The following is a 23,297-nucleotide window of genomic DNA, read 5'->3' as shown; positions in this document are numbered from 1 at the left end:
AAGGGTGCCCTCCCCCGCCCGCGGGCTGACCCAACCCCAGCGCGTCGAGCTGTCGGCACGCAGACTGGTCGAGGCCGCCGCGGCGTTGATCGTCGAGAAGGGCTGGGAGGCAACGACCGCCGCGGAGATCGGGCGTAGGGCGGGCTACAGCCGCACGATGGTGCACGCGCGGTACGGCGGCAAGGACGCCATCCTCGACACCCTGTTCCGCGACGCCTACGACGCGCGATCGGACGTCACCCCAGGCCCCGATGCCGACGGTTTGACCGTCGCACTCGGCCACCTGGACCGGATCGTGGCGCTGTACGACGCGGACCCGGTGTTCACCCGCGCGGTGTTCGTCCTGGCCTTCGAGTCGGTGCCCGTCGGGTCGCCGCTCCGGCGCCGGATGCAGGCGTGGTTGTCGGGCGGCACGGAGACCGTCGAGGCGGGACTGCGGGCCGGAATCGTCGACGGCTCGGTGCGCGCCGACGTCGACGTGGCGGCGGCCGCGGTCGACGTCGGCACCGCGGGCCTCGGCATCGTCTACCGGTGGATCCTGTCCGACGGCGAGCATCGCCTCGACGCGGACCTGAAAGACCTGCGTGACCGCGTCATTCGCGACTACGGCGCGCGCCGCTGAGCCGGCCAGGGCCCGGCGTTTGCGCCCCGGGGCGCCGGGTACCGGTCCCCTGCCGACGCGTCGCGCACGTCGATCCGTCGGAGGAGGGAGAGTCGTGACCCGAAACGTCGTCGCGCTGGTCGGACGGCCTGCGCTCGCGCAGCCAGGACCCGCACTACCCGAGGCCCGGGACCTCGCCCTCGCGGGCGTCGACGGAGCCTTGCGACTCGTCGCCGAACGCGCCGTCCGGCGGGCCGGGGACGGCTGCGGGGTCATCCTGCTCACCCGGGGCGGTCGACGCATCACCTCGGTGGGCACGGACCCGGTGGCCGAGCGCCTCAACGCGCTCTACGACCACTTCGCCGAGAATCCCTGCCGGTCGGCGTGGGACGGCCGCACGACCATCCGCGCCCAGCACGCGGACGGCGGGCCGGCGGTCCCCGACTGGATGGCGGCGGCGAGCGACCTCGGCGCGCGTTCCATCCTCAGCGGCGCGATGTGCACCGACGATCGGCTGCTGGGCGTCATCACACTGCACTCCGGACGGCCCGGTGCGTTCTCGGTCGCCGACGAGGAGGCGTTGCGTGCGTACGCCCTTCGCGCCGCAGCGCTCGTCGACGAGATCCAGGACATCCGCAGCGCGGCGTTCGCCGCGTCACGCGCCGCTGGGTGAGCGGGCGCCGCAGTCTCGCGTCGTCTCGACCAGACCGGCTGGATACCCGCGGCTGGGGTCCTATGCGAAGGTGCGCATCAGGAGCCCGTCCAGTTGGGCTTGCGCTTCTCGGCGAACGCCGTCGCACCCTCCATCGCGTCCTTCGACGAGAACACGGGCATCACCAGTTCGTTCTGCTTCGCCCACATCTCGTCCTCGCTCCAGCCCGCCGACTTCGCGATGATCTCCTTGGTGACCGCGACCGCGAGCGGACCGTTGGCGGTGATGCGTTCGGCCAGTGCCAACGCCCCGTCGAGCGCGCCACCGGACTCGGTGAGCACGTTGACGAAGCCCCACTGCGAGGCCTCCTCGGCGGTGAAGCTGTCGCCGGTCAGCGCGAGTTCGAGCGCCTTCTGGTACGGGATCCGGTGCGGCAGCCGCAGCAGTCCGCCGCCCGCGGCGACCAGCCCGCGCTTGACCTCGGGGATGCCGAACTTCGCGTCCCGCGCGGCGACCACCAGGTCGGTGGCCAGCACGATCTCGGTTCCGCCGGCCAGTGCGTAGCCCTCGACGGCGGCGATCAGCGGCTTGCGCGGCGGACGCTCGGTGAACCCGATGCCGCGGCCCGGGATGGCGGGCACCTCGCCGGCCATGAACGCCTTGAGGTCCATGCCCGCGCAGAAGTTGCCGCCCGCTCCGGTGACGATCGCGACGGACAGTTCGGGGGTGTCGTCGAGTTCGTCGACCGCATCGGCGAGGCCCTGCGCCACCGCCAGATTGAAGGCGTTGCGGGCCTGCGGCCGGTTGATGGTGATGACGAGGGTGCGACCCTGACGCTCGCGGAGGACTACTTCTGACACGCTGGCCCCTTTGCCCGACTAAATGGTGCCGGACGGCACCCGACTACAGGTTCTCCCGCGAACGTGGGTTACCGCTACACCTCAATGACGACGGCGCCGCCCTGGCCGCCGCCCGCGCACATCGCGGCGACGCCGATGCCACCGCCGCGCCGGCGCAGCTCGTGGACCAGCGTGGTCACCATGCGCGCACCGGAGGCCGCGATCGGGTGTCCGAGGCTGCAGCCGCTACCCGAGTAATTGACCCGCTCCTCGTCGAGGCCGTACTCCTTGCACGCGGCGATCGGCACCGAGGCGAAGGCCTCGTTGATCTCCCACAGCGTCACGTCGGACGCCGACAGGCCGGCGCGCTCGAGCACCTTGCCGATGACCCGGACGCCGCCCAGACCGGTGTCGCGGGGCGCCACGCCGACCGACGCCCACGCCCTGACCGTCGCGAGCACGTCGAGGTTCGCACCCGTGGCGTAGTCCCGCTCGGTCAGCGCGACCGCGGCGCAGGCGTCGTTGGTGCCGCTGGCGTTGCCGGCGGTGATGGAGAAGCCCTCGATCTCGGGGTGCAGCACCTTCAGGCCGGCGAGCTTCTCCACGGTGGTGTCACGGCGCGGGTGCTCGTCGACCGCGAACTCGGTGATCGACCCGTCGAACTGGGTGATCTTCAGCGGCAGGATCTCCTCGTCGAACTTCCCGGCGTCCTGGGCGGCGACGGCGCGCTGGTGCGACCGCGCGGCCCACGCGTCCATGTCCTCGCGGGAGATGCCCGCGGCCTGCGCGGTGTTCCAGCCGACGGTGATCGACATGTCCTTGGCCGGCGCATCCGGGGTCTCGACGTGCGTCGGGGGCATCCAGCGCTCCTCGAACTTCAACTCCGGGCCGGGGATCCGCCAGTTCACCAGCGGAGTCATCGACAGCGACTGGACGCCGCCGGCGATCAGGGCCCGCTCCATGCCGGAGCCGATCTGCGCGGCGGCATTGCCGATCGCGGTGAGGCTGCCGGCGCAGTGCCGGTTCACCGACTGGCCGGGCACGTGCTCCAGGCCGGTGGCGGTGGCGGCGTAGCGGGCGAGATCCCCGCCGCCGTAGTGCGATTCGGCGAAGATCAGGTCGTCGATGTCGGCGGGGTCGATGCCCGAGCGGCGGACGATCTCGGGCAGGATCGCGGTGATCAGGGTCTCCGGAGGAGTGTTGACCAGCGTGCCCTTGAAGGACCGGCCGATGGCGGTCCGGACGGCACCGACGATGACGGGTGTGGACATGTCTTCGGACCTCGCTTCGACAGGGTGAGACGCTGCGGCGTCTAGACGTTACAAAACTAGCAGAAACTGTTGCGCCGTCGTCAAGTGGGCGCGGCCGCGTCCACCGCTGCGTTCGTGTACGAAGGCAGGTGGCCGTCTCGTCCCGGCGGCCGGGAGGAAGTCATGAGCCGTCGTCTCGAGGACAGGGTCGCATTCATTACGGGTGCGGCACGCGGTCAGGGCCGCGCGCACGCGGTGCGCATGGCCGAGGAGGGCGCCGACGTGATCGCCGTCGACCTCGCCGGCCCGCTGCCCCCGAGCGTGCGGTACGACCCCGCGACCCGCGACGACCTCGACGAGACCGTGCGCCTGGTCGAGAAGACCGGCAGGCGCATCCTCGCCTCGGTGGTCGACACGCGTGACCACGACCTGCTGTCGGCGACGGTCGCGGACGGGGTCGCCGAACTCGGGCGACTCGACGTGATCGTCGCGAACGCGGGCATCGCCGTCCCGCAGACGTGGGACGAGATCACCCCCGAGTCGTTCAAGGACGTCCTCGACGTCAACGTCACCGGAACGTGGAACGCCGTGATGGCGGGCGCCCGGCACATCGTCGACGGCGGACGTGGTGGATCGGTGATCCTGATCAGCTCCGCGGCCGGACTCAAGATGCAGCCGTTCATGATTCACTACACCACCAGCAAGCACGCCGTCACGGGCATGGCACGTGGTTTCGCCGCCGAACTCGGCAGGCACGGCATCCGGGTCAACAGCGTGCATCCCGGCCCCGTCGCGACCGACATGGGCTCGGGCGACATGGTGGTCGAGATCGGCCGGACCATGGAGTCGCATCCGCAACTCGGGGGCATGCTGTCCGGGTTCCTCCCGGAGGGCATCTGCGGGCCCCGGGAGATCGCCGACGCGGTGCTGTGGCTCGCGAGCGACGAGTCGACGTTCGTCACCGCCGCGGCGATCGCGGTCGACGGCGGCTCGACGCAGTACTGACCGCTATGACCCGCCGGCCGCCTCGGCCCGCGCGTCGTCGACGATGACGCCCCGTCCGATCAGGTGGTCGGTGAGTGGTTCGACGCCGACGGAGAAGTGTTCTGCCATCGCGGTTCTCGCGCGCGTGGCGTCGCGGCGCTCGAATGCGGCGATCACGGCGCGGTGGTCCTTGATCGACTGCCGCGGCCAGCCCTCCAGCGTCGGGAACACCGACTCCGGCGCGTACCGCGTGATGGCGGACATGACGTGCGTCAGCTTCGGCGAGCCGGCGGCCACGTTGATCGCGCGGTGGAACTCGTGGTTGAGCCGGACGGTCCGCTCGAGGTCGTCGGTGTCGTAGGCCGATTCGAGGTCGTCCTGGATCGCGATCAGCCCGGCCAGCTGCTCGTCGGTGATGGCGACGGCGGCTCGGGCGGCCAGCTCGCCGCCGATGAACGCCTGCACCGACGCCACGTCGGCGATGTCGCGGGCGGTCACCTCGAGCACCATGAAGCCGCGACGGGGATGCTGCACCAGCAGGCCTTCGGCGCGCAGGTTGAGCAGCGCCTCGCGCACCGGCGTGACGCTGATGCCCACGTCCGCCGCCAGCTGCTCCAGTCGCAGGTAGGCACCGGCGGCGAACGTGCCGTCGAGGATCCGCCGCCGGACGTAGCGGGCTACGTCCTCGGAGAGCTGCGGACGCGGCGCGAAGCCGGGCTCAGAGTCGGTACTCATCGATCAGATTCCGGCTGATGATCGTCTTCTGGATCTCGCTGGTGCCCTCGCCGATCAGCAGGAACGGCGCGTCGCGCATCAGCCGTTCGATCTCGTACTCCTTGGAGTAGCCGTACCCGCCGTGGATGCGGAAGCTCTGTTGCGTGACCTCGGCGCAGAACTCGCTGGCCAGATACTTCGCCATGCCCGCCGCCACGTCGTTGCGCTCGCCGGAGTCCTTGAGCCGGGCGGCATTCACCATCATCAGGTGCGCGGCCTCCACCTTGGTCGCCATCTCGGCGAGCTGGAATGCGATCGCCTGGTGGTCGGCGATCGGCTTGCCGAACGTGCTGCGCTGCTGGGCGTACCGCACCGCGAGTTCGAATGCGCGCACCGCGACCCCGCACGCGCGGGCCGCCACGTTCACCCGGCCCACCTCGACGCCGTCCATCATCTGCGCGAAGCCGCGACCCGGGGCGTTGCCCAGGACGTCGTCGTCCGACGCCCGGTACCCATCGAAGATCAGTTCGGTGGTGTCGATGCCCTTGTAGCCGAGCTTGTCGAGCTTGCCCGGAATGGTCAGCCCGGGCGACACCTCGCCGAAGCCGGCCGGCTTCTCGATCAGGAACGCCGTCAGGTTGCGGTGCGGCTTCTCGGCGCCCTCGTCGGTCTTCACCAGCGCCGCAACCAGAGTGGAGCTGCCGCCGTTGGTGAGCCACATCTTCTGGCCCGTGATCGCGTAGCCGCCCTCGGGGACGCGCACGCCGCGCGTGCGGATCGCCGCGACGTCCGAGCCGAGTTCGGGCTCCGACATCGAGAACGCCCCGCGCACGTCGCCGGTGGCCATCCTCGGCAGGAACCGCTGCTTCTGCTCGTCGGTGCCGTGCTGGCGGATCATGTACGCGACGATGAAGTGGGTGTTGATGACGCCGGACACGCTCATCCAGCCGCGGGCCAGTTCCTCGACGCACAACGCGTAGGTGAGCAGCGACTCCCCCAGCCCGCCGTACTCCTCGGGAATCATCAGGCCGAACAGGCCCATGTCCCGCATCGCGTCCACGATCGCCTGGGGGTAGGCGTCGGCGTGCTCCAACTCCTGCGCGGTCGGGATCACCTCGCGGTCGACGAAGTCGCGCACGGTGGCGACGATCTCGGTCTGCACGTCGGTCAGGCCGACCGTCTGCGCGAGTCTGGTCATGCCTGGCCCACCCTCTCGAAGACCGCAGCCAGACCCTGGCCGCCGCCGATGCACATGGTCTCGAGCCCGTATCGCACACCGCGGCGGTGCATCTCGCGGGCGAGCGTGGCCAGCATCCGGCCGCCCGTCGCCCCCACCGGGTGCCCGAGCGAGATGCCGGAGCCCGCCACGTTGGTGCGGTCGAAGTCCGCCGCGCCGAAGCCCCACTCCCGCGTCACCGCCAGCGCCTGCGCGGCGAAGGCCTCGTTCAGCTCGATCAGGTCCATGTCGGCGAGCGTCAGACCCGCCTTGTCCAGCGCGGCCGCGGTGGCGGGCACCGGCCCGATGCCCATGACCTCCGGCGGCACCCCCGCCACTCCCCAGGAGACGAGGCGCACCAGCGGCGTCAACCCCAGGCCGGCGGCCTTCTCCTCGGTGGTCACGATGCACATCGACGCCGCATCGTTCTGACCGCTGGAGTTGCCCGCCGTCACGGTGGCCTCCGGATCCTGCTTCAGCAGCACCGGTTTCAGCGTGGCGAGCGCCTCGACCGACGTGTCGGCGCGCGGATGTTCGTCGGTGTCGATCACGGTGTCACCCGATCGCGAGGACACCGTGACCGGGATGATCTGCTCGGCCATCGACCCGTCCCGCTGCGCGGCGACGGCGCGCCGGTGCGACCGGACCGCGAGTTCGTCCTGCTCGTCGCGGGGAATCCCGTACTGGCGGCGCAGGTTCTCCGCGGTCTCCAGCATGCCGCCGGGGATGGGGTGGTCGCGCCCACCGGCGGTGCTGCGGCCGCGGGACAGGGCGTCGTGTATCGCGACCCCGCCGCGCGCGCCGCCCCACCGCATGTCGGTCGAGTGGAAGACCACGTTGCTCATCGAGTCGGCGCCACCCGCCACCACGAGGTCGTTCTGCCCCGTCGAGACCTGCATCGCCGCCTGGATGACGGCCTGCAGCCCGGATCCGCAGCGCCGGTCGAGTTGCATGCCCGGCACGGTCACCGGCAGCCCCGCGTCGAGTGCGACGACGCGACCGATCGCCGGCGCCTCCATGCTGGGATAGCAGTGCCCGAGGATCACGTCCTCGACGTCGTCGGGCGCGATCCGGGTGCGGCTCAGTAGGCCCCGCAGCGCGGCGACGCCGAGGTCGACGGCGGTCAGGCTGCGGAACATGCCTCCGTAGCGGCCGATGGGGGTGCGGACGGGCTCGCAGATGACGGCCGGACGACTCATCAGATGTGACGCCCCCCGGTCACCTCGAGCACCGTGCCGGTCATGTAGGACGACAGGTCGGAGGCGAGGAACAGTGCCACCGACGCCACCTCGCTGGGTTCACCGGCGCGCGCCATCGGGATCTCGGCCAGCTTGGCGTCCCAGATGCGTTGCGGCATGGCCTCGGTCATCGCGGAACGGATGAGGCCGGGCTGGATCGCGTTGATCCGCACGCCGAGGTGCGCCACCTCCTTGGCGGCGGCCTTGGTGAGTCCGACGATGCCCGCCTTGGCGGCCGAGTAGTTGGTCTGGCCGATCAGCCCCACCTTGCCGGAGATCGAGGAGATGTTGACGATCGCGCCGCTCTTCTGTTCGCGCATGACGTCGGCGGCCTTGCGGGTGCCGTTCCAGGATCCCTTCAGGTGGACCGAGATCACCTGGTCGAACTGGTCTTCGGTCATCTTGCGCATCGTGGCGTCGCGGGTGATGCCCGCGTTGTTGACCATCACGTCGAGGCTGCCGAAGGCGTCGACCGCAGCGGCCACCAGCGCCTCCACCTCGTCGGCGTTCGTGACGTCGCACCGGACCGCGCGCGCGACGTCCGGTCCGCCGAGCCGGGCCACCGCCGCGTCGGTGGCCTCGGGGTCGAGGTCGCCGAGCACGACGCGCGCACCCTCGGCGACGTAGCGCTCGGCGATCGCGAAGCCGATCCCCTGTGCGCCGCCGGTCACCACGGCCGTCCGTCCGTCAAGCAGTCCCATGGGTCGTCCACCCTCTCAGTCGCGTCGTCCGATCAAACATAAAATATGATCCTCGTCGTCCGCGCATCACCCCGAGCAGGAGCCTGGAGACGACATGGCCGACATCGCCACCGACACCGTCAGCGACGAGGACTTCGGCGACATCCTGTCGGCGACGCGCGACTTCGTGCGGACCGTCGTCGTGCCGCGCGAGTCGGAGATCGCAGCCGACGACCGCGTCCCCGACGACGTCCGGGACCAGGCCGCGAAGCTCGGACTCTTCGGCTACGCCATCCCGCAGGACTGGGGTGGGCTCGGCCTGAACATCGCCCAGGACGTCGAGATGGCGATGGAGTTCGGCTACACCACGCTCGCCCTGCGGTCGATGTTCGGCACCAACAACGGCATCGCGGGTCAGGTCCTCGTCGGCTTCGGCACCGACGAGCAGAAGACGCGGTGGCTGGACGGCATCGCCTCGGGCGACGTGGTCGCGTCCTTCGCGCTCACCGAGCCGGGCGCGGGGTCCAACCCGGCGGGACTGCGCACCAAGGCCGTCCGCGACGGGGACGACTGGCTGATCAGCGGGCAGAAGCAGTACATCACCAACGCGCCCACCGCCGACCTGTTCATCGTGTTCGCCCGTACCCGTCCCGCCGACGCCGACGGTCCCGGCATCGCCGTCTTCCTCGTCCCCGCCGACGCGCCCGGGGTCACCGTCGGTCCCAAGGACGCGAAGATGGGCCAGGAGGGCGCCTGGACGGCCGACGTCGGATTCGACGAGGTGCGGGTCGGCGACGACGCGGTGATCGGCGGGGCCGTCGACATCGGTTACCGGGCGGCGATGACGTCGCTCGCGCGCGGGCGCATCCACATCGCAGCCCTGTCGGTCGGCACCGCGCAGCGCGCGCTGGACGAATCCGTGCGCTACGCCGCCACCGCCACCCAGGGCGGCACGCCGATCGGCGAGTTCCAGCTCGTGCAGGCCATGCTCGCCGACCAGCAGGCCGGTGTCATGGCGGGCCGCGCCCTGGTGCGCGAGACCGCCCGGCTGTGGCTCTCCGGCGAGGACCGGCGGATCGCCCCGTCGACGGCGAAGCTGTTCTGCACCGAGATGGTGGGCCGGGTCGCCGACCTCGCCGTGCAGGTCCACGGCGGCGCGGGATACATGCGGGGCGTCCCCGTCGAGCGCATCTACCGCGAGGTCCGGCTGCTGCGCCTCTACGAGGGCACCAGCGAGATCCAGCGGCTCATCATCGGCGGCGGGCTCGTCAAGGCCGCGCAGCGCGACCGCTGACGCCGGAACTCAGGCGATGTAACGGACGATCGACTCCGCGACCGCAGCCGGCTTCTGCGAGTCCTCGATCTCGACGGTGATCGTCGTCGTCGCCTGCACGGCGCCGTCGAGCTGCTTGATCTCGCTCACCTCGCCACGCGCCCGGATCCTCGCGCCCACCTTCACCGGCGTGATGAAGCGGACCTTGTTGTAGCCGTAGTTGACGGCGAGGGTGATGCCCTCCACCCGGTACAGGTCGTGCGAGAAGTGCGGCAGCAGCGACAGCGTGAGCAGCCCGTGCGCGATGGTCCCGCCGAACGGACCGTCGGCAGCCCTGGCCGGATCGACGTGGATCCACTGGTGGTCGTCCGTGGCGTCGGCGAACAGGTTGACGCGATCTTGGCTGATCTCCATCCACTCGGTGGGTCCGAGTTGGCTGCCCTGCGCCGCTGCAAACTCGTTCAGATCCTTGAACACCTTCACGCCTGCTCCTCTCGATGGCCCTGCGGCGCCGAACGCCGCCGCTAATACATGTAGTCGCTACGACTCGTGAACACAATCACCCATTTGCTGATAAATCAGGGAATTGGTTTGTTTCGTCGCCGAATTTTGCCGGGAACGTTCGTACGCTGGGACAACACCCGAAATGGACATTGCAGGGTTTTGACGGTCATGCAAGATTCAGTGACTTAGGCCGTGTGACCTGCGAAGAACCCGTCAGTAACCATGCTCCGTGGGTTGGAAATGGGCCCTCTGCGGCCCAATACTGACTGTGCGATTCGCATTAATTCCGATGCGAATGACGGCAGCCAGAGGCGCCGTAGTTCGGCGCCGGCTGCTCTAAGAATGGGGCAAAGAATGAGCGTTCCGAGCGTGCAATTCGACGACGTCGCCGACTTCCGGATGGCCGAGACCATCAGTTGGTGGGACCCTGACTCGTCGGCCACGATGGTGTTGTCCTCACCCGAACTCGACCCGGGCCTGTGGTCGGACTACCTGCGCGGCGCCGAGCAGAGCTATCAGCGGTACGGCGTGCAGGCCGCTCTCGACGTCGACGCGATCGTCGACGGCGCCGACACGGCGATGTTCTGGGCGATGGTCGACGACGACGGTCACGTGATCGGCGGGGTCAGGGCCAAGGGGCCGCTGACGGGCGCCGACGACTCGCACGCCGTGGTCGAGTGGGCCGGCCACCCCGGTCTGCCCATGGTGCGCAAGATGATCGACGACCGCGTCCCGTTCGGCATCCTGGAGATGAAGTCGGCGTGGACCACGGATGCACGCGATCGAGCCCGCCCGGTGTCGACCGCACTCGCCCGAAGTGGGTTTCACGCGATGGAGTTGATGGGCATCCAGTTCTGCATGGCAACCTCGGCGCCGCACGTCCTGGAGCGCTGGGGCTCGTCGGGCGGCGTCGTCGCCCCGATACCCGCTGCCCCGTATCCGGACGAGCGCTACCGTACCAAGATGATGTGGTGGGACAGGCGCACGTTCGCCAATCACGCGGACCCCGAACAGGTGTCGAAGATCCTCCGGGAGACCTCCATGGTGTCCACGCTGGCGGCGATCGCCCTGTGACCTCACCCCCCGGCGAACTGGGGTTCGGCGCGGTGCTGCTGGACACCTCGAGCGACGCCGACGGCGCCGCCCTGGACCGCCTGCGGTCGGACCCGTCCATCGCGGCACTCGACGCCTTCGAGGCGCAGCGCGCCGCGCTCGCCGAGACGTCGTACGGCGCAGACCTCGCGTCCGAACCGCCCCGCTGGGCCTACTATCCGTGGCGCCGCACGATCGTGAAAGTGCTTGGTCCGCGGTCCTTTCGGCGGCTACGACTGGACCGCAACCGCAACCTCATCACGATCGACGAACAGGACCTGCTGGGCACCCTGGTGGTCGGCGTGGTCGGCCTGAGTTCGGGTCACGTGATCGCCCACACGCTGGCCGCGCAGGGGCTCTGCGGCGAGTTGCGCCTCGCCGACTTCGACGAACTCGAGTTGTCGAACCTGAACCGCGTGCCCGCCAGCATCTTCGATCTGGGCGTCAACAAGGCCGTCGCGACCGCCCGCCGGATCGCCGAACTGGACCCGTATCTGACGGTGCACCCGTGGCCGTCTGGCGTCACCACCGACGGCGTCGACGCGTTCCTCGACGGCGTGGACGTCGTCATCGAGGAATGTGACTCACTCGACATCAAGGCCCTCGTCCGGCAGGAGGCGAGGCGTCGCCGGCTACCGGTGGTCATGGCCACCAGCGACCGCGGACTCATCGACGTCGAGCGCTTCGACCTCGAGCCGGAGCGCCCGCTGTTCCACGGTCTGCTCGGCGACGTCGACGTTGCCGAATTGGCGACCCTGAGCAGCCAGCAAAAGGTGCCTCGGGTCATGCGACTGGTCGACGCGGCGGGTCTCGACGCCCGCGCCGCGGCGTCGCTGCTCGAGGTGGGGCACGCGCTGGCGACGTGGCCGCAGTTGGCCGGGGACGTCACGCTCGGCGCCGGCGGCGTTGCCGAGGCCGTCCGTCGGATCGGACTGGGAGCACCGCTGTCCTCCGGTCGCACCCGCCTCGACGCGGGCGCCGCACTCGACCGGCTCGAGGAGCCCCGCTCCCCCGCCGAAACCGACGTTCGCGATCCCGCCGACCCGCCGGCACCCGGGTCGACGCTCGGCGCCATCGTCGCCGCCGCGCATCGGGCGCCGTCGGGGGGCAACTCCCAGCCGTGGACGATCGAGGCGGCTGGCGACACCGTCGAGATCCTGCTCGCGCCCGACCTATCGTCGACCATGGACGTCGGCTTCCGCGGCAGCGCCGTCGCGATCGGCGCCGCGGTCTTCAACGCCGAGGTCGCCGCAGCCGCGTCCGGTGAGGTGGTGGCACGCGTCCGCTACGCCGAGCCCACCGAGCGCTCGCCGCTGTCGGCGACCGTCACGTTGGCGCCGGGCACCGATCCCGAGCGCGCCCGGCTGTATCCCGCCGTGCTGCGCCGCGAGACCAACCGCCATCGCGGGGAACCGACGACGCTGAGTGGCGCGGTCCTCGCCGCCCTCACCGACGCCGCCGTCCGGGAGGGCGGCGGGCTGCGGGTGCTGTCCGCGGGCGATCAGGTCGCGGCGGCCGCCGAGATCCTCGCGGCCGCGGACCGCATCCGGTATCTGACCCCGCCACTGCACCGGGAGATGACCGCCGAGCTGCGCTGGCCCGGCGCCGACCCGCTGGATTCGGGCATCGACGTCCGCAGCCTCGAGCTGGACGCGGGCACCCTGTTGGCACTCGACATCCTCAAGCGGCCCGAGGTGATGACGGCGCTGGCCTCCTGGGACGGCGGGCGGATACTCGGCGCCGACACCTGGTCGCGGGTGACCGCGAGCAGCGCGCTGGCCGTCGTCACGATCGAGGGCGACACGCTGTCGGACTACGCCCGGGGTGGCGCGGCGGTCGAGGCGGTGTGGGTCACCGCGCAGGAACTGGACCTGTCCGTGCAGCCGATCTCGCCTGCCTTCATCTATGCCCGCTCCGACGCCGACCTGCGCGAGGTCTCGCCGGATCACGCCGACGCGCTCGGCGACCTCCGGAGGCGCTTCGCCGACCTCGCCGGGCTGGCGGACGAGGTGCCCGCGCTGATCCTGCGGCTCGCCGTCACACCTCCGACATCGGTCAAGAGCCGGAGACGCCGCATCAACATCCACGACCAGCGATATTCTTAACCGGATGTCCACGCAGACGCCTCGCGTAAGCCTCGATCGACTGGTGACCAACGTCGCCGTCGACCTGATGGCGTCGAGTGCTGCCACGTCCAAGTCGGTGGCGCAGGGCGTGCTCGGGATGCTCGTCGAGTACTTCGACGTCGACGTGAGCTTCCTGCGGTACAACGACCACGCGATCCGCGCCTCGGTCCTGATCGCCGAGTGGCCGCAGCGTCCCGGTGTCCCCGACCCCGACCCCCTCGGCACGGTGTACTTCGCCGACGCCGACCCGGTCTTCGCGGCGTCCGAGCACGGCAAGAAGCCCCTGGTGTTCCGGCCCGAGAACCAGGACTACCAGCGCCGCATCGAAGAGGGCCGGAACATTCCGCAGACGTCGATGGCGGCGGCTCCGCTGGTCTCGGGTGACGTGACCACCGGCATCATCGGCTTCGTCAAGTTCGGCGACCGCGAGTGGCGGCCGGAGGAGCTGAACGCCCTCGAGGCGATCGGTTCCCTCTTCGCCCAGGTGCAGGCCCGCGTGACGGCCGAGGAGCGGCTGCGCCACCTCGCCGAGCACGACGACCTGACCGGGCTGTACAACCGCCGGGCGCTCCTGGACCACCTCGAGACGCGGCTCGCACCCGGCGCCGCCGGCCCGGTGGCCACCTTGTTCTTCGACCTCGACCGGCTCAAGACGATCAACGACTACCTGGGGCACACCGCGGGCGACTGGTTCCTGCGGGTGCTGGCCGACCGGTTGCAGCAGGGCACCAAGCGGTCGAGCCACATCGCCCGCCTCGGCGGTGACGAGTTCGTGGTGGTGCCCGCCGACCCCACCTCGGCGGACGAGGCCGAGGAACTGGCCAACCGGCTGTTGGGCGTGCTGCGCGAGCGCGTGGCGATCGACGGCGAGATGCTGAACCGGACCGTGAGCATCGGCGTCGCGCTCGGTGAACCCGGGCACGACACCACCAACGAACTCCTGCGCCGTGCGGATCAGGCGGTGATGACCGCGAAGGCCGAGGGCGGCAACCAGGTCGCGATGGCGAACGAGGCGATGGCGCTGGAGTCGGAGTTCCGCAACGACATCGAGTTGCACCTGCAGAACGTCATCGAGAACGGCGCGCTGTTCCTGAGGTACCTGCCCGAGGTGGACATGCGCACCGGCCGGGTGCTCGCCACCGAGGCGCTGGTCCGCTGGGAGCACCCCACCCGCGGGTTGCTCTCCCCCGCCTCGTTCATCGCGGTGGCCGAATCCATCAATCTCGCAGGCGAACTCGGCCGGTGGGTGATGCGGACGGCCTGCGCGGAGTTCGCCCGCTGGCGGGCCACCGGGGCGGGTCGGGACGTCGAGCTGCGGGTCAACGTGTCACCGGTCCAGCTCGTCGCGTCCGGGTTCGTGGAGACGGTGGCCGGGATCCTCAGGGAGTTCGACCTGCCCCCGGGCTCGGTGTGCGTGGAGATCACCGAGAGCGTCGTCGTGCACGACCTGGAGACCACGACGATCACGCTCAACGGCCTGCGCGATGCGGGGGTGCGCGTCGCGATCGACGACTTCGGCACCGGCTACAGCGTCTTCTCGCATCTGAAGTCGCTGCCGGTCGACGTGCTCAAGGTCGACCGGGGGTTCGTCACCGACCTCGGCGAGAACCCCGACGACCTCGCGATCGTCCGCGCGATCATCGCGCTGGCCGACGCGTTCGGACTCCAGTTGGTGGCCGAGGGCGTCGAGACCGAGGCGGCCGCGTTGACGCTGCTGCACCACGGCTGTCACCGGGCACAGGGTTTCCTGCTGTCGGAGCCGCTGTCGGGCGACGACATGCTGGCGCTGCTGGAGCAGGGCCGGGTGTCAGTCCACTTTCCCGCAGCGACCGAGGGCTGACCGCGCCTGACGCGCGTCGTGCAGTCCGACGAGCAGCGACCGCCGGGTGGCGGGGCACGTCGTACGGATGCCCTCCGCGCGGGACGGACGCTCCGCGGCGAGCAGTTCGACCCGACCGAAGCGGCCCGCGGTGCGTCCGACCAGGCAGACGCGGCGTGACTCGCCGTCCGCCGGGCCCTCGGCGCCCGCGGGGGTGATCCAGTCCTGGTCGTCGGGCGCCATGGTGACGCCGCGCCGGGCCCGCACCGCGAACTCGCCATCGGGTGTGGTGAAGACGGCTCCGGTCACCCGGCCGGCCTCGAAGACGAGACGACTCAGCGGCGTGTCGTCGAGCACGTCGATGCCACGGTCGCGCGCCTCGTCGGCCATCCACTCGCGGAGTGCGGCTGCGCCGACGCCCTGGCGGCACGTCATGGTGCCCAGCGGGGCGACCTCGATGGTGCCGCCGTCGGCCGCGCGCATCGTGGTGCGACCCCAGCCGAAGACGTTGGAGTAGAGCATTCCGTACGGCGAGGTGAGGCACGTGGCCGCCCAGTCGGCGAGTCGCGAGCCGAGGAAGGGTTCGGGCTGACCGCCCGCGATCGGGGTGGCGACCCGTACCGGCACCGGCACGTCCCGGGCGACGAACGCCGATTCCGGTACCCATTCGGCGAATCCAGCGAAGAAATCCCGGGTGTCGGGATCGGCGATCGCGGTCGGCAGCCACCCGCCCAGTGAGTGCACCCGGTGACGGGTCGCGACGGCCGTTTCGCCGTGCGGACGCACCGTCGGGGCGCCGGCGACGAGCACGTCACCACCTGCGTCGACGGTGGCGATGGCTCCCGCGAGGCCGCCGATTCCGGCACCGATGGAGATGAGGTCGACTTCGTGATCCCACATGCGCGTCATGTACCTCTGAGTTGCTCTAGATCGACACGGGAGCATCGGCGGGCGGACGACACCGGCCGCTCGACGACGGTGCCGGGCCGCGACCCCGCACGCTGGACTGTGGAGATGTGACGGTCCCCACGGTGCGGCCCACCATCCGGGCCACTGCCGACAACGAATCGAAGATTGTTTGCCGGATGCGACGGACGCCCACCGGGGGTCGGTGCCCCCGCGCATCCGACGGACGGTGACGACGGCGCGAGCCGGACGCGCCCGGCAGGGCTGCCGGAAACCCGGCGACCCGTGCCGCGAGGCATCAGACCAAGAGTCATCACCCCTTCGACTTTACATACTATTGGAATGTTCTGCTGGTCTAGCCATGACTAGAAGTTCGGAGCAAAATTGGCTACGACTGATCCCACAATCGGGGCCGGACGGCGCCGGCCGTAGACGACACGGATCGAGGATCGAGGGCGGCGATGACGGCAGCACGCGATCGACGATCCAGCACGCCGAGCCGGGACCCCGGGCCGCTGACGACGACGGGGGCGCCCGGATGACGGGCCCCGCCGACGAGCGCGAGCAGCCCGACCGACGCCAGGACGGCACCCGGCTGGCGATCCTGCACGCCGCGGCGCGCCAACTCGCCGACAAGGCGTACAGCCAGGTCAACCTCGACGACATCTTGGACGACGCCGACGTCACCAAGGGCGCGCTCTACTTCCACTTCCGGTCCAAGCACGAACTGGCGACCGCGATCGTCGAGTACCGGGCGGAGGTGGCGGGCGAGCTGTTCGATCAGCCGCACTTCCGCTCGCTGCCCGGCCTCGAGTCGATGATCGAGACCTGTTACGCCATCGCGGTCGACGACATCGGGACGCAGATGGCCCGCGCGGGGTTCAACCTGCTCGAGGCGCTGGGCAGGTTCGACGGCCTGCAGTCGAAGCTGCTGGCCGTCTGGGTGGCGTCGTTCGCCGACCTGGTGCGCCGGGCGGCGCAGGAGGGTGACGTGCGCGACGACGTCGACCACGGCGACGTGGCGCGGATGGTCGTGTCGCTCTACATGGGCCTGCGCCAGACGAGCAACCTCGACGATCCGGCAACGTTCCTGCGCGAGCTGGAGGGCACCTGGCTGCTGGCGATACCGGGGTTCGTCGTGCCGGGCAGACTCGACTACCTCACCGCCTTCATCCGACGCCGCACCGCGCTCGCGATCAGGAATGCGGCACCGTTCCGCGCCGACAATCTATGATTGCCGGACCTAATCGAATGACACGTCAATTGCGACAGCTGACCCGACGGAGGTAGCCGAAGGTGGTGCGCCAGGCAAGATCCGAGGCGACCCGACGGAGGATTATCGACTCCGCAATAGATCTGATCAACGAGATCGGTTATCCCGCAGCTGGTTTGGCAGACATCATCGAGCGCGCCGAGTTGACGAAGGGCGCGTTGTACTACCACTTCGAGTCCAAGGAAGCGCTCGCCACCACCATCATCGAAGAGGGGGCCACCACGGTCCTCGAGGCGTTCCGGGCAGCGGGCCGGTCCAGCTCTCCGGCGATGGAGAACATCGTGCACGGCCTGTTCGTGGTGACCGACGTCCTCGGCAACGACCGCGTGGCACAGGCCGCGGGGCGGCTGCTGCGGACGTTCGGCGGCTTCAACCCGGCGGCCAAGCAGACCTACGCCACCCTGCTCGACGAGATGACGCTGCTGACCACCAGCGCGATCGCCGAGGGAGACCTGCTCGCCGATCTCGATCCCGCGGAGGCCAGCAACACCATCATCGGTGCGATGCTCGGCGCGGAGCTGCTCAGCAGCGCTCTCGCGGACAGCAAGGACCTCCGGGCACGGTTCAGCCGGGTCTGGGCCATCATGCTGCCTGCGTTGGTCTCAGCGGACTCCCTGGCCTACTACCGCGAGTTCCTGGCCCGCCAGTCGCTGCGGTATCCCAAGCCGGCGGAGCCCGCGCCTTCCCCACCTGACTAACCAGGTTTACTGTCTCGAGGACATGTTCCGACGGACGGGATGACGCATGGATCTGACCTGGTCGCCGGCCGACCTCGCGTTTCGCGACGAGGTGCGGGAGTTCCTCGACGCGAAGCTGACGCCCGAACTGCGCCGCTCCGGGCGTCTGATGACGAGTGTCTACAGCGACCACGAGGCGAGCCTCGAATGGCAGGCCATCCTGCACGAGCGCGGCTGGGCGGCGCCCGCGTGGCCCGTCGAGCACGGCGGCTGCGACTGGAGCCTCACCCGGCACTACGTGTTCAGCCGCGAGTCGACGCTCGCCGGGGCACCGTCACTGTCGCCCATGGGCATCCGCATGGTCGCCCACGCGATCATCGCCTTCGGCACCCCCGAGCAGAAGGACTTCTTCCTCCCGCGCATCCTGACCGGCGAGGTGTTCTTCTGCCAGGGGTACTCCGAGCCGGAGTCCGGGTCCGATCTGGCCTCGCTGTCCATGGCGGCCGTGCCCGACGGTGACGACCTGGTGTGCACGGGCAGCAAGATCTGGACCACCCATGCCCGCGAGGCGAACTGGATGTTCGCGCTCGTCCGGACGTCCCGCGGCGCCAAGAAGCAGCAGGGCATCACGTTCGTCCTGATCGACATGGCCACCCCGGGCATCGAGATCCGCCCCCTGGTGATGACGTCGGGCGAGGAGATCCAGAACCAGGTCTTCTTCGACGACGTACGCGTCCCGACGTCGAACGTGATCGGCCGGATCAACGACGGCTGGACGGTCGCCAAGTACCTGCTGGAGTTCGAGCGCGGCGGCGGCGCCACCGCACCGGCGCTGCAGGTGATGGCCGAGGAGGTGGCCGCCGCCGCAGCCACCCAGCCGGGCCCCGCGGGCGGCCGGCTCGTCGACGACCCCGGCTTCGCGCGCAAGCTCGCCGACGCCAGGATCCGCACCGACGTCCTGGAGATCCTGGAGTACCGCGTGCTGGCAGCGCTCGAGGGCGGTGGGCACCCGGGCTCCGACTCGTCGATGCTGAAGATCCTCAGCACCGAACTGAGCCAGACGCTCACCGAGCTGTCCATGGAGGCGGCCGGTCCGCGGGGACGCGCCTACCAGCCGCACGCCACCTGCCCGGGTGGCCCGATCGCCGAGTTCACGCCTCCCGCAGACGGCTACGTCAGCGGCGAGCCGTGGCAGGCCGTCGCACCGCTGCGGTACCTCAACGACCGGGCCGGCTCGATCTACGCCGGTAGCAACGAGATTCAGCGCAACATCCTGGCCAAGGCAGCTCTCGGCCTCTAGAGAGGACATCGTGGACTTCACCGTTTCCGACGAACAGGCCATGCTGCGCGATGGGCTGACGCGGTTCCTTGCGACGCGCTACGACCTGGCGGCGAGCCGGACCGCCGCGCGGACCGGGTGGCAGCCGGAGATCTGGCGGGCCTTCGCCGAGGACCTCGGCCTCCTGGGTGCGGCGCTGCCGGAGGCGGTCGGCGGAACGGGCGGCGGACCGGTCGAGGTGATGGTGATCGCCGAGGCGCTGGGCCACGCACTCGTCGTCGAGCCGTACGTCGACACGGCCGTGGTCGCCGCCGGGCTGCTCAGCCGTGCGGGCGGAGCCACGGCCGAGGCACTGCTGGGCCGCATCGCGGCGGGTGACGGCGTGGTCGCGCTGGCCGCCGCCGAGGCCGATACCGGTGACGACTGGCACGCGCCCGCGACGGCCGCCGTGCGCGACGGCGACGAGTGGGTGCTCGACGGCGCCAAGATCATGGTCGTCAGCGCTCCCCTGGCCACCCACCTGATCGTCACCGCGCGGACGGCCGCGGGACCGACGGCGTTCCTGGTCGACGTCGCCGCGGCGGCGGACGCGCTGACCGTGCACGGCTACCGCACCATCGACGACCGCTGGGCCGCCGACGTGGAGTTCGCCGGCGTGCGCGTGCCCGGCGACGCACTGCTCGGCGAGGACGGCGGCGCGTGGCCCTCGATCGAGCGGGCGCGTGACGAGGGCGCCACGGCGGTGTGCGCCGAGGCGGTCGGGGCGATGCGAAAGGTGTTGGCCGACACGGTCGACTACTGCAAGCAGCGTCAGCAGTTCGGGCAGCCGATCGCCGGGTTCCAGGCGCTGCAGCACCGCATGGTCGACATGTACATGGAGGTTCAGCAGGCGGGCGCGGCCGTGCACCTCGCAGTGCTGAATCTCGACGCCGAGGCGAGCGAGCGCGCCCGGGCCGTGTCGGCGGCCAAGGCCACGATCGGGCGCGCGGCGCGCTTCGTCGGTCAGAACGCGGTGCAGTTGCACGGCGGCATGGGCATGACCGAGGAACTCGCGATCGGCCACTACTTCAAACGGCTCACCGCGGTGCAGTACGAGTTCGGCAGCACCGACTACCACGTCGCCCGGTACGCCCGCCTGACCACCGCCTAGGCGTCCCACCCGGCTGGACAGCTGTCCGACGGTGCTGCGCCGCCGACACCCGGCATCGGTGCGTGACGGCCGCGGTCTCGTCCCGGGGCCGCCTATTCACCGAGCGATCAATCGCTTTGACGAGGTCATTGCCACGGCATGCCACCTCGGCTAGCTTGGACACATGTCCAGTTCCCGGGTGGCCCACGTCACCCGGATCCGTGACCCGCACGAGCGGCACGCCTCGACGCACCGGCGCGTGCTCGGGGCCGCGGCGCAGATGCTCGACGAGTCCGTGCGGCCCGAGGTCTCCGTCCCGGAACTGGCGGCCAGGGCGCGGGTCGCACAGACCGCGCTGCGCGCGCACTTCCCCTCGATCGACGCCGTCTTCGCGGAGCTGTACCTGCAGCACGTGACGGCACTGCCGCTGAGCGTCGACACGTCGGCGCCCGTCGCGGAACGGGTCGGCGCCCAACTGACCGCCGTCGCCGTGATCCTCGCGGACCGGCCGGGTCTGGTCCACGCGTGCACCACGGCGCTGCTCTCGACCGGCGATCGGGCCGTCGCCGCGGTCCGGGCCCGGATCGCCGCCGAAGTGCGGCGCCGGCTGTCGGCCTCGCTGGGCACCGGCGCCTGGCCGGAGGTGCTGGACACCTTGGAGACCCTGTTTTGGGGCGCGCTGCTGCAGGCCCAGTCCCGCGAGACCGACTACCGCGACATGACCGATCGGCTGGCCACGATGGTGTCGCTCGTGGTCCCGGAGGCCGATGGCTGACCGCGCCGGGCACGTGATGACCTGCCCCCTGTGCGAGGCGATGTGCGGCCTGACCGTCCACACCGCGGGTGCCGACGTGACGTCGGTGCGGGCCAATCCGGACGACGTGTGGTCGCGGGGGCACTTCTGCCCCAAGGGCGCCTCGATCGGCGCCGTCCATCACGATCCCGACCGACTGCGGGAACCGCTGGTGCGCAACGCCGCCGGCGAGCACGTGCCGGTGTCGTGGGACGACGCGTTCGCCGAATGCGAGCGCGTGCTCCGTCCCGTACTCGACCGGTACGGCGCCGCGGCGCTGACCACCTACGTCGGCAATCCCGTGGCCCACAACATCGGTCTGAGCCTGCACGTGGGGGCGCTGATCGGATTCGGCCAGGCCGCGGGCATGCAGGCGTACTACTCTCCCGGCACCGTGGACCAGTGGCCGCTCAACGTGGTGAGCGCACTGCTCTTCGGCGACATGTGGAACGGACCCATCCCCGACCTCGCCCACACCGACCACCTGATGATCCTGGGCGCCAATCCGGCTGCGTCGCAGGGTTCGATGCTGTCGGCGCCGGACGTCATGGGATCGGTCCGGGCGATCGCGCGGCGCGGCGCGGTGGTGGTCGTCGATCCGCGACGGACGGGGACCGCCGACCGCGCCTCGGAGTGGGTGCCGATCAGGCCCGGCACCGACGCGCTGCTCCTGTTCGCGATCCTGCGGACCCTGGCGGCGAACGGTTGGGTGCGCCGTCCCGACCACCTGCACGACCGGGTCACCGGGCTCGACGAGGTCATCGCACTGTCCCGGCAGTTCACTCCTGAGCGCGTCGCCGACGCGACGGGCATCCCGGCCGACGTGATCCACCGCCTCACCCGCGATCTCGTGCATGCCCGGAACCCGGTGCTGTACAGCCGGATCGGCGCCTGCACGCAGGAGTTCGGCACGCTGTCGACGTGGCTCGTCTTCGTAATCAACACCGCCCTCGGCGCCCTGGACCGCCGCGGCGGCGCGGTGTTCCCACGCCCGGCGGCGTGGTCGCAGATGTTCGGCAAACCTCCTGACCAGACCGGGCCGGGCTGGACGTTCGGCCGCTTCCGCAGCCGGGTGCGCGGCGTCCCCGAGGTGCTGGGCCAGTTCCCGGTGAGCTGCCTCGCCGAGGAGATCGACACCCCCGGCGACGGACGCATCCGCGGGTTGATCACGGTGGCGGGCAACCCGGTGATCTCCGCCCCCGCATCGCGGCGGCTCGAGAACGCCCTGCCCCGCCTCGACGCGATGATCTCGATCGACAACTGGCTCAACGAGACCACCCGCCACGCCCATGTGGTGCTACCCGGGCTGTCGCCGCTGGAACGGCCACACTCCGACGACCTCTACTGGGCGTACTCGACGGCGTCGTGCCTGAAGTGGTCGGACCCGGTGTTCCCGCCGCCGCCCGATCGCCCGGCGGAGTGGGAGATCCTGGTGCGCCTGGCCGGATCGGTGTTCGGCACGCCCGTCCCCGAGGTGGACGTCGGCGCCGTCGACGACCTCTACGTGGGCGGCATGATCGCGATGCTCGCCGCCCGGCCCGACTCGCCCCTGCACGGACGCGATCCTCAGCAGGTGCTCGCCGCGCTGCCCGACCGCGGACCCGAGCGCCTGGTCGACCTCGGCATCCGCCTCGGCCCCTGGGGCGACGGGGTCGGCCTGCGTCCGGACGGCCTGACGCTCGCGGAGGTACGTCGACACCCCAACGGGCTGCGCCTCGCCGAACTCGACGGCGGCCGGCTCGCCGACGTCGTGACCACCCCGTCGGGCCGGGTCGAGCTGTTCCACCCCCACCTCGCCGACGACGTGCCCCGGCTCGCCGCCCGGTTGGACCGGGCCACGCCCGATCTCGTCCTCACCAGCCGACGGCACCTGCGCTCCAACAACTCCTGGTTGCACAACGTGCCCGGCCTGGTGCGCGGCCGGGAGCGCTGCACCCTGCTGATCCACCCGGTCGATGCGGACCGCATCGCACTGCGGACCGGTGACGACGCCGAGATCGCCACCAGCGAGGGCGATCTCACCGTCACCGTCGAGGTGACCGACGAGATGATGCCCGGCGTGGTGAGCCTGCCGCACGGCTGGGGACACGGCCGGACCGGCACGCGGATGGACGTCGCCAACGACCACCCGGGTGTCAACGCGAACCTGCTCAACCCACCCGACCTCGTCGACGTGCCGAGCAACACACAGGTGGTCAACGGCGTGCCCTGCCGGGTCACGCCCGCGGTCGCCGCGATCCGATGACCTGATC

General features: G+C 70.5%; 21 protein-coding genes. 13 read left to right on the top strand and 8 right to left on the bottom strand.

The genetic code is table 11. From position 1 onward, the window contains the following. Positions 1-4 precede the first annotated feature (4 nt). Together AC1MEY_RS04640 and AC1MEY_RS04635 are read left to right on the top strand one after the other, a co-directional pair. Entirely contained in the window at positions 5-622 is a 618-nt protein-coding gene (locus AC1MEY_RS04640; RefSeq protein ID WP_480229552.1) for a TetR/AcrR family transcriptional regulator, read from the top strand. A gap of 94 nt (positions 623-716) precedes the next feature. After that, positions 717-1,274 (top strand): GAF domain-containing protein, encoded by a 558-nt coding sequence (locus AC1MEY_RS04635; RefSeq protein WP_480229551.1) that lies wholly within the window; start codon positions 717-719, stop codon positions 1,272-1,274. Positions 1,275-1,351: 77 nt separating this feature from the next. Here AC1MEY_RS04635 and AC1MEY_RS04630 read toward each other — a convergent pair whose 3' ends face one another. After that, complete coding sequence (locus AC1MEY_RS04630) at positions 1,352-2,113, bottom strand: crotonase/enoyl-CoA hydratase family protein (RefSeq protein WP_480229550.1); 762 nt, start codon at positions 2,111-2,113, stop codon at positions 1,352-1,354. Positions 2,114-2,187: 74 nt separating this feature from the next. After that, complete coding sequence (locus AC1MEY_RS04625) at positions 2,188-3,363, bottom strand: thiolase family protein (protein ID WP_480229549.1); 1,176 nt, start codon at positions 3,361-3,363, stop codon at positions 2,188-2,190. Between the two features lie 162 nt (positions 3,364-3,525). Between AC1MEY_RS04625 and AC1MEY_RS04620 the strand changes: the two genes are divergently transcribed. Continuing rightward, a complete protein-coding gene (locus tag AC1MEY_RS04620; RefSeq protein ID WP_480229548.1) occupies positions 3,526-4,347 on the top strand; it encodes a mycofactocin-coupled SDR family oxidoreductase in 822 nt (273 codons plus the stop codon). A gap of 3 nt (positions 4,348-4,350) precedes the next feature. Here the strand turns inward: AC1MEY_RS04620 and AC1MEY_RS04615 are convergent, their stop codons facing one another. The 4 genes from AC1MEY_RS04615 to fabG are packed head-to-tail and all read right to left on the bottom strand — an operon-like array spanning position 4,351 to position 8,195. Further along, positions 4,351-5,061, bottom strand: a complete 711-nt coding sequence (locus AC1MEY_RS04615) for a GntR family transcriptional regulator (protein ID WP_480229547.1) — start codon at positions 5,059-5,061, stop codon at positions 4,351-4,353. Further along, entirely contained in the window at positions 5,045-6,238 is a 1,194-nt protein-coding gene (locus AC1MEY_RS04610) for an acyl-CoA dehydrogenase family protein (RefSeq protein ID WP_480229546.1), read from the bottom strand. The genes AC1MEY_RS04615 and AC1MEY_RS04610 overlap by 17 nt, the downstream gene beginning before the upstream one ends. Then, positions 6,235-7,455, bottom strand: a complete 1,221-nt coding sequence (locus tag AC1MEY_RS04605) for an acetyl-CoA C-acetyltransferase (protein WP_480229545.1) — start codon at positions 7,453-7,455, stop codon at positions 6,235-6,237. The genes AC1MEY_RS04610 and AC1MEY_RS04605 overlap by 4 nt, the downstream gene beginning before the upstream one ends. Then, on the bottom strand, positions 7,455-8,195 hold the full coding sequence (gene fabG / locus AC1MEY_RS04600) for a 3-oxoacyl-ACP reductase FabG (protein WP_480229544.1): 741 nt from the start codon (positions 8,193-8,195) through the stop codon (positions 7,455-7,457). Before fabG ends, AC1MEY_RS04605 begins: the two co-directional genes overlap by 1 nt. A gap of 94 nt (positions 8,196-8,289) precedes the next feature. Here fabG and AC1MEY_RS04595 point away from each other — a divergent pair, with 94 nt between their 5' ends. After that, positions 8,290-9,468 (top strand): acyl-CoA dehydrogenase family protein, encoded by a 1,179-nt coding sequence (locus AC1MEY_RS04595; RefSeq protein ID WP_480229543.1) that lies wholly within the window; start codon positions 8,290-8,292, stop codon positions 9,466-9,468. A gap of 9 nt (positions 9,469-9,477) precedes the next feature. Here AC1MEY_RS04595 and AC1MEY_RS04590 read toward each other — a convergent pair whose 3' ends face one another. Then, positions 9,478-9,930 carry a MaoC family dehydratase gene (locus AC1MEY_RS04590; RefSeq protein WP_480229542.1) on the bottom strand — a complete coding sequence of 151 codons (453 nt, stop codon included), beginning with the start codon at positions 9,928-9,930 and terminating at the stop codon, positions 9,478-9,480. A gap of 375 nt (positions 9,931-10,305) precedes the next feature. On the opposite strand from AC1MEY_RS04590, the gene AC1MEY_RS04585 reads away from it, so the two are divergent. The 3 genes from AC1MEY_RS04585 to AC1MEY_RS04575 are packed head-to-tail and all read left to right on the top strand — an operon-like array spanning position 10,306 to position 15,009. Then, a complete protein-coding gene (locus tag AC1MEY_RS04585; protein WP_480229541.1) occupies positions 10,306-11,025 on the top strand; it encodes a hypothetical protein in 720 nt (239 codons plus the stop codon). Further along, complete coding sequence (locus tag AC1MEY_RS04580) at positions 11,022-13,148, top strand: Rv1355c family protein (protein WP_480229540.1); 2,127 nt, start codon at positions 11,022-11,024, stop codon at positions 13,146-13,148. The genes AC1MEY_RS04585 and AC1MEY_RS04580 overlap by 4 nt, the downstream gene beginning before the upstream one ends. Before the next feature lie 4 nt (positions 13,149-13,152). Next, a complete protein-coding gene (locus tag AC1MEY_RS04575) occupies positions 13,153-15,009 on the top strand; it encodes a bifunctional diguanylate cyclase/phosphodiesterase (RefSeq protein WP_480229539.1) in 1,857 nt (618 codons plus the stop codon). On the opposite strand, the gene AC1MEY_RS04570 is transcribed toward AC1MEY_RS04575, so the two are convergent. After that, positions 14,977-15,888: an FAD-binding protein gene (locus AC1MEY_RS04570; protein ID WP_480229538.1), complete on the bottom strand. Its 912-nt coding sequence runs from the start codon at positions 15,886-15,888 to the stop codon at positions 14,977-14,979. The two genes, AC1MEY_RS04575 and AC1MEY_RS04570, sit on opposite strands and share 33 nt — an antisense overlap. A gap of 544 nt (positions 15,889-16,432) precedes the next feature. On the opposite strand from AC1MEY_RS04570, the gene AC1MEY_RS04565 reads away from it, so the two are divergent. The 6 genes from AC1MEY_RS04565 to AC1MEY_RS04540 all read left to right on the top strand — a co-directional run bounded on the left by AC1MEY_RS04565 (position 16,433) and on the right by AC1MEY_RS04540 (position 23,290). Further along, positions 16,433-17,128, top strand: coding sequence for a TetR family transcriptional regulator (locus tag AC1MEY_RS04565; RefSeq protein WP_480229537.1), 696 nt, complete (start codon positions 16,433-16,435; stop codon positions 17,126-17,128). A gap of 62 nt (positions 17,129-17,190) precedes the next feature. Next, positions 17,191-17,865 (top strand): ScbR family autoregulator-binding transcription factor, encoded by a 675-nt coding sequence (locus AC1MEY_RS04560; RefSeq protein ID WP_480229536.1) that lies wholly within the window; start codon positions 17,191-17,193, stop codon positions 17,863-17,865. A gap of 46 nt (positions 17,866-17,911) precedes the next feature. Further along, a complete protein-coding gene (locus tag AC1MEY_RS04555; RefSeq protein WP_480229535.1) occupies positions 17,912-19,144 on the top strand; it encodes an acyl-CoA dehydrogenase family protein in 1,233 nt (410 codons plus the stop codon). A 10-nt stretch (positions 19,145-19,154) separates the two neighbouring features. After that, positions 19,155-20,273: an acyl-CoA dehydrogenase family protein gene (locus AC1MEY_RS04550; protein ID WP_480229534.1), complete on the top strand. Its 1,119-nt coding sequence runs from the start codon at positions 19,155-19,157 to the stop codon at positions 20,271-20,273. Between the two features lie 163 nt (positions 20,274-20,436). Then, the gene (locus tag AC1MEY_RS04545) at positions 20,437-21,027 is read left to right on the top strand and encodes a TetR/AcrR family transcriptional regulator (protein WP_480229533.1); all 591 of its coding nucleotides are present in this window, start codon (positions 20,437-20,439) and stop codon (positions 21,025-21,027) included. Next, positions 21,020-23,290: a molybdopterin-dependent oxidoreductase gene (locus tag AC1MEY_RS04540; protein WP_480229532.1), complete on the top strand. Its 2,271-nt coding sequence runs from the start codon at positions 21,020-21,022 to the stop codon at positions 23,288-23,290. The genes AC1MEY_RS04545 and AC1MEY_RS04540 overlap by 8 nt, the downstream gene beginning before the upstream one ends. Positions 23,291-23,297: the final 7 nt, after the last annotated feature.

This window comes from Mycobacterium sp. PTI7 (genome assembly GCF_056679845.1).
This window is presented reverse-complemented; position numbering and strand designations above follow the sequence as displayed.

Coding starts and splice junctions, on each gene's coding strand:
- AC1MEY_RS04585 (WP_480229541.1), top strand. CDS start 10,306: ATGAGCGTTCCGAGCGTGCAATTCGACGACGTCGCCGACTTCCGGATG.
- AC1MEY_RS04625 (WP_480229549.1), bottom strand. CDS start 3,363: ATGTCCACACCCGTCATCGTCGGTGCCGTCCGGACCGCCATCGGCCGG.
- AC1MEY_RS04610 (WP_480229546.1), bottom strand. CDS start 6,238: ATGACCAGACTCGCGCAGACGGTCGGCCTGACCGACGTGCAGACCGAG.
- AC1MEY_RS04605 (WP_480229545.1), bottom strand. CDS start 7,455: ATGAGTCGTCCGGCCGTCATCTGCGAGCCCGTCCGCACCCCCATCGGC.
- AC1MEY_RS04540 (WP_480229532.1), top strand. CDS start 21,020: ATGGCTGACCGCGCCGGGCACGTGATGACCTGCCCCCTGTGCGAGGCG.
- AC1MEY_RS04620 (WP_480229548.1), top strand. CDS start 3,526: ATGAGCCGTCGTCTCGAGGACAGGGTCGCATTCATTACGGGTGCGGCA.
- AC1MEY_RS04595 (WP_480229543.1), top strand. CDS start 8,290: ATGGCCGACATCGCCACCGACACCGTCAGCGACGAGGACTTCGGCGAC.
- AC1MEY_RS04555 (WP_480229535.1), top strand. CDS start 17,912: ATGGATCTGACCTGGTCGCCGGCCGACCTCGCGTTTCGCGACGAGGTG.
- AC1MEY_RS04565 (WP_480229537.1), top strand. CDS start 16,433: ATGACGGGCCCCGCCGACGAGCGCGAGCAGCCCGACCGACGCCAGGAC.
- AC1MEY_RS04570 (WP_480229538.1), bottom strand. CDS start 15,888: ATGTGGGATCACGAAGTCGACCTCATCTCCATCGGTGCCGGAATCGGC.
- fabG (WP_480229544.1), bottom strand. CDS start 8,195: ATGGGACTGCTTGACGGACGGACGGCCGTGGTGACCGGCGGCGCACAG.
- AC1MEY_RS04545 (WP_480229533.1), top strand. CDS start 20,437: ATGTCCAGTTCCCGGGTGGCCCACGTCACCCGGATCCGTGACCCGCAC.
- AC1MEY_RS04575 (WP_480229539.1), top strand. CDS start 13,153: ATGTCCACGCAGACGCCTCGCGTAAGCCTCGATCGACTGGTGACCAAC.
- AC1MEY_RS04615 (WP_480229547.1), bottom strand. CDS start 5,061: ATGAGTACCGACTCTGAGCCCGGCTTCGCGCCGCGTCCGCAGCTCTCC.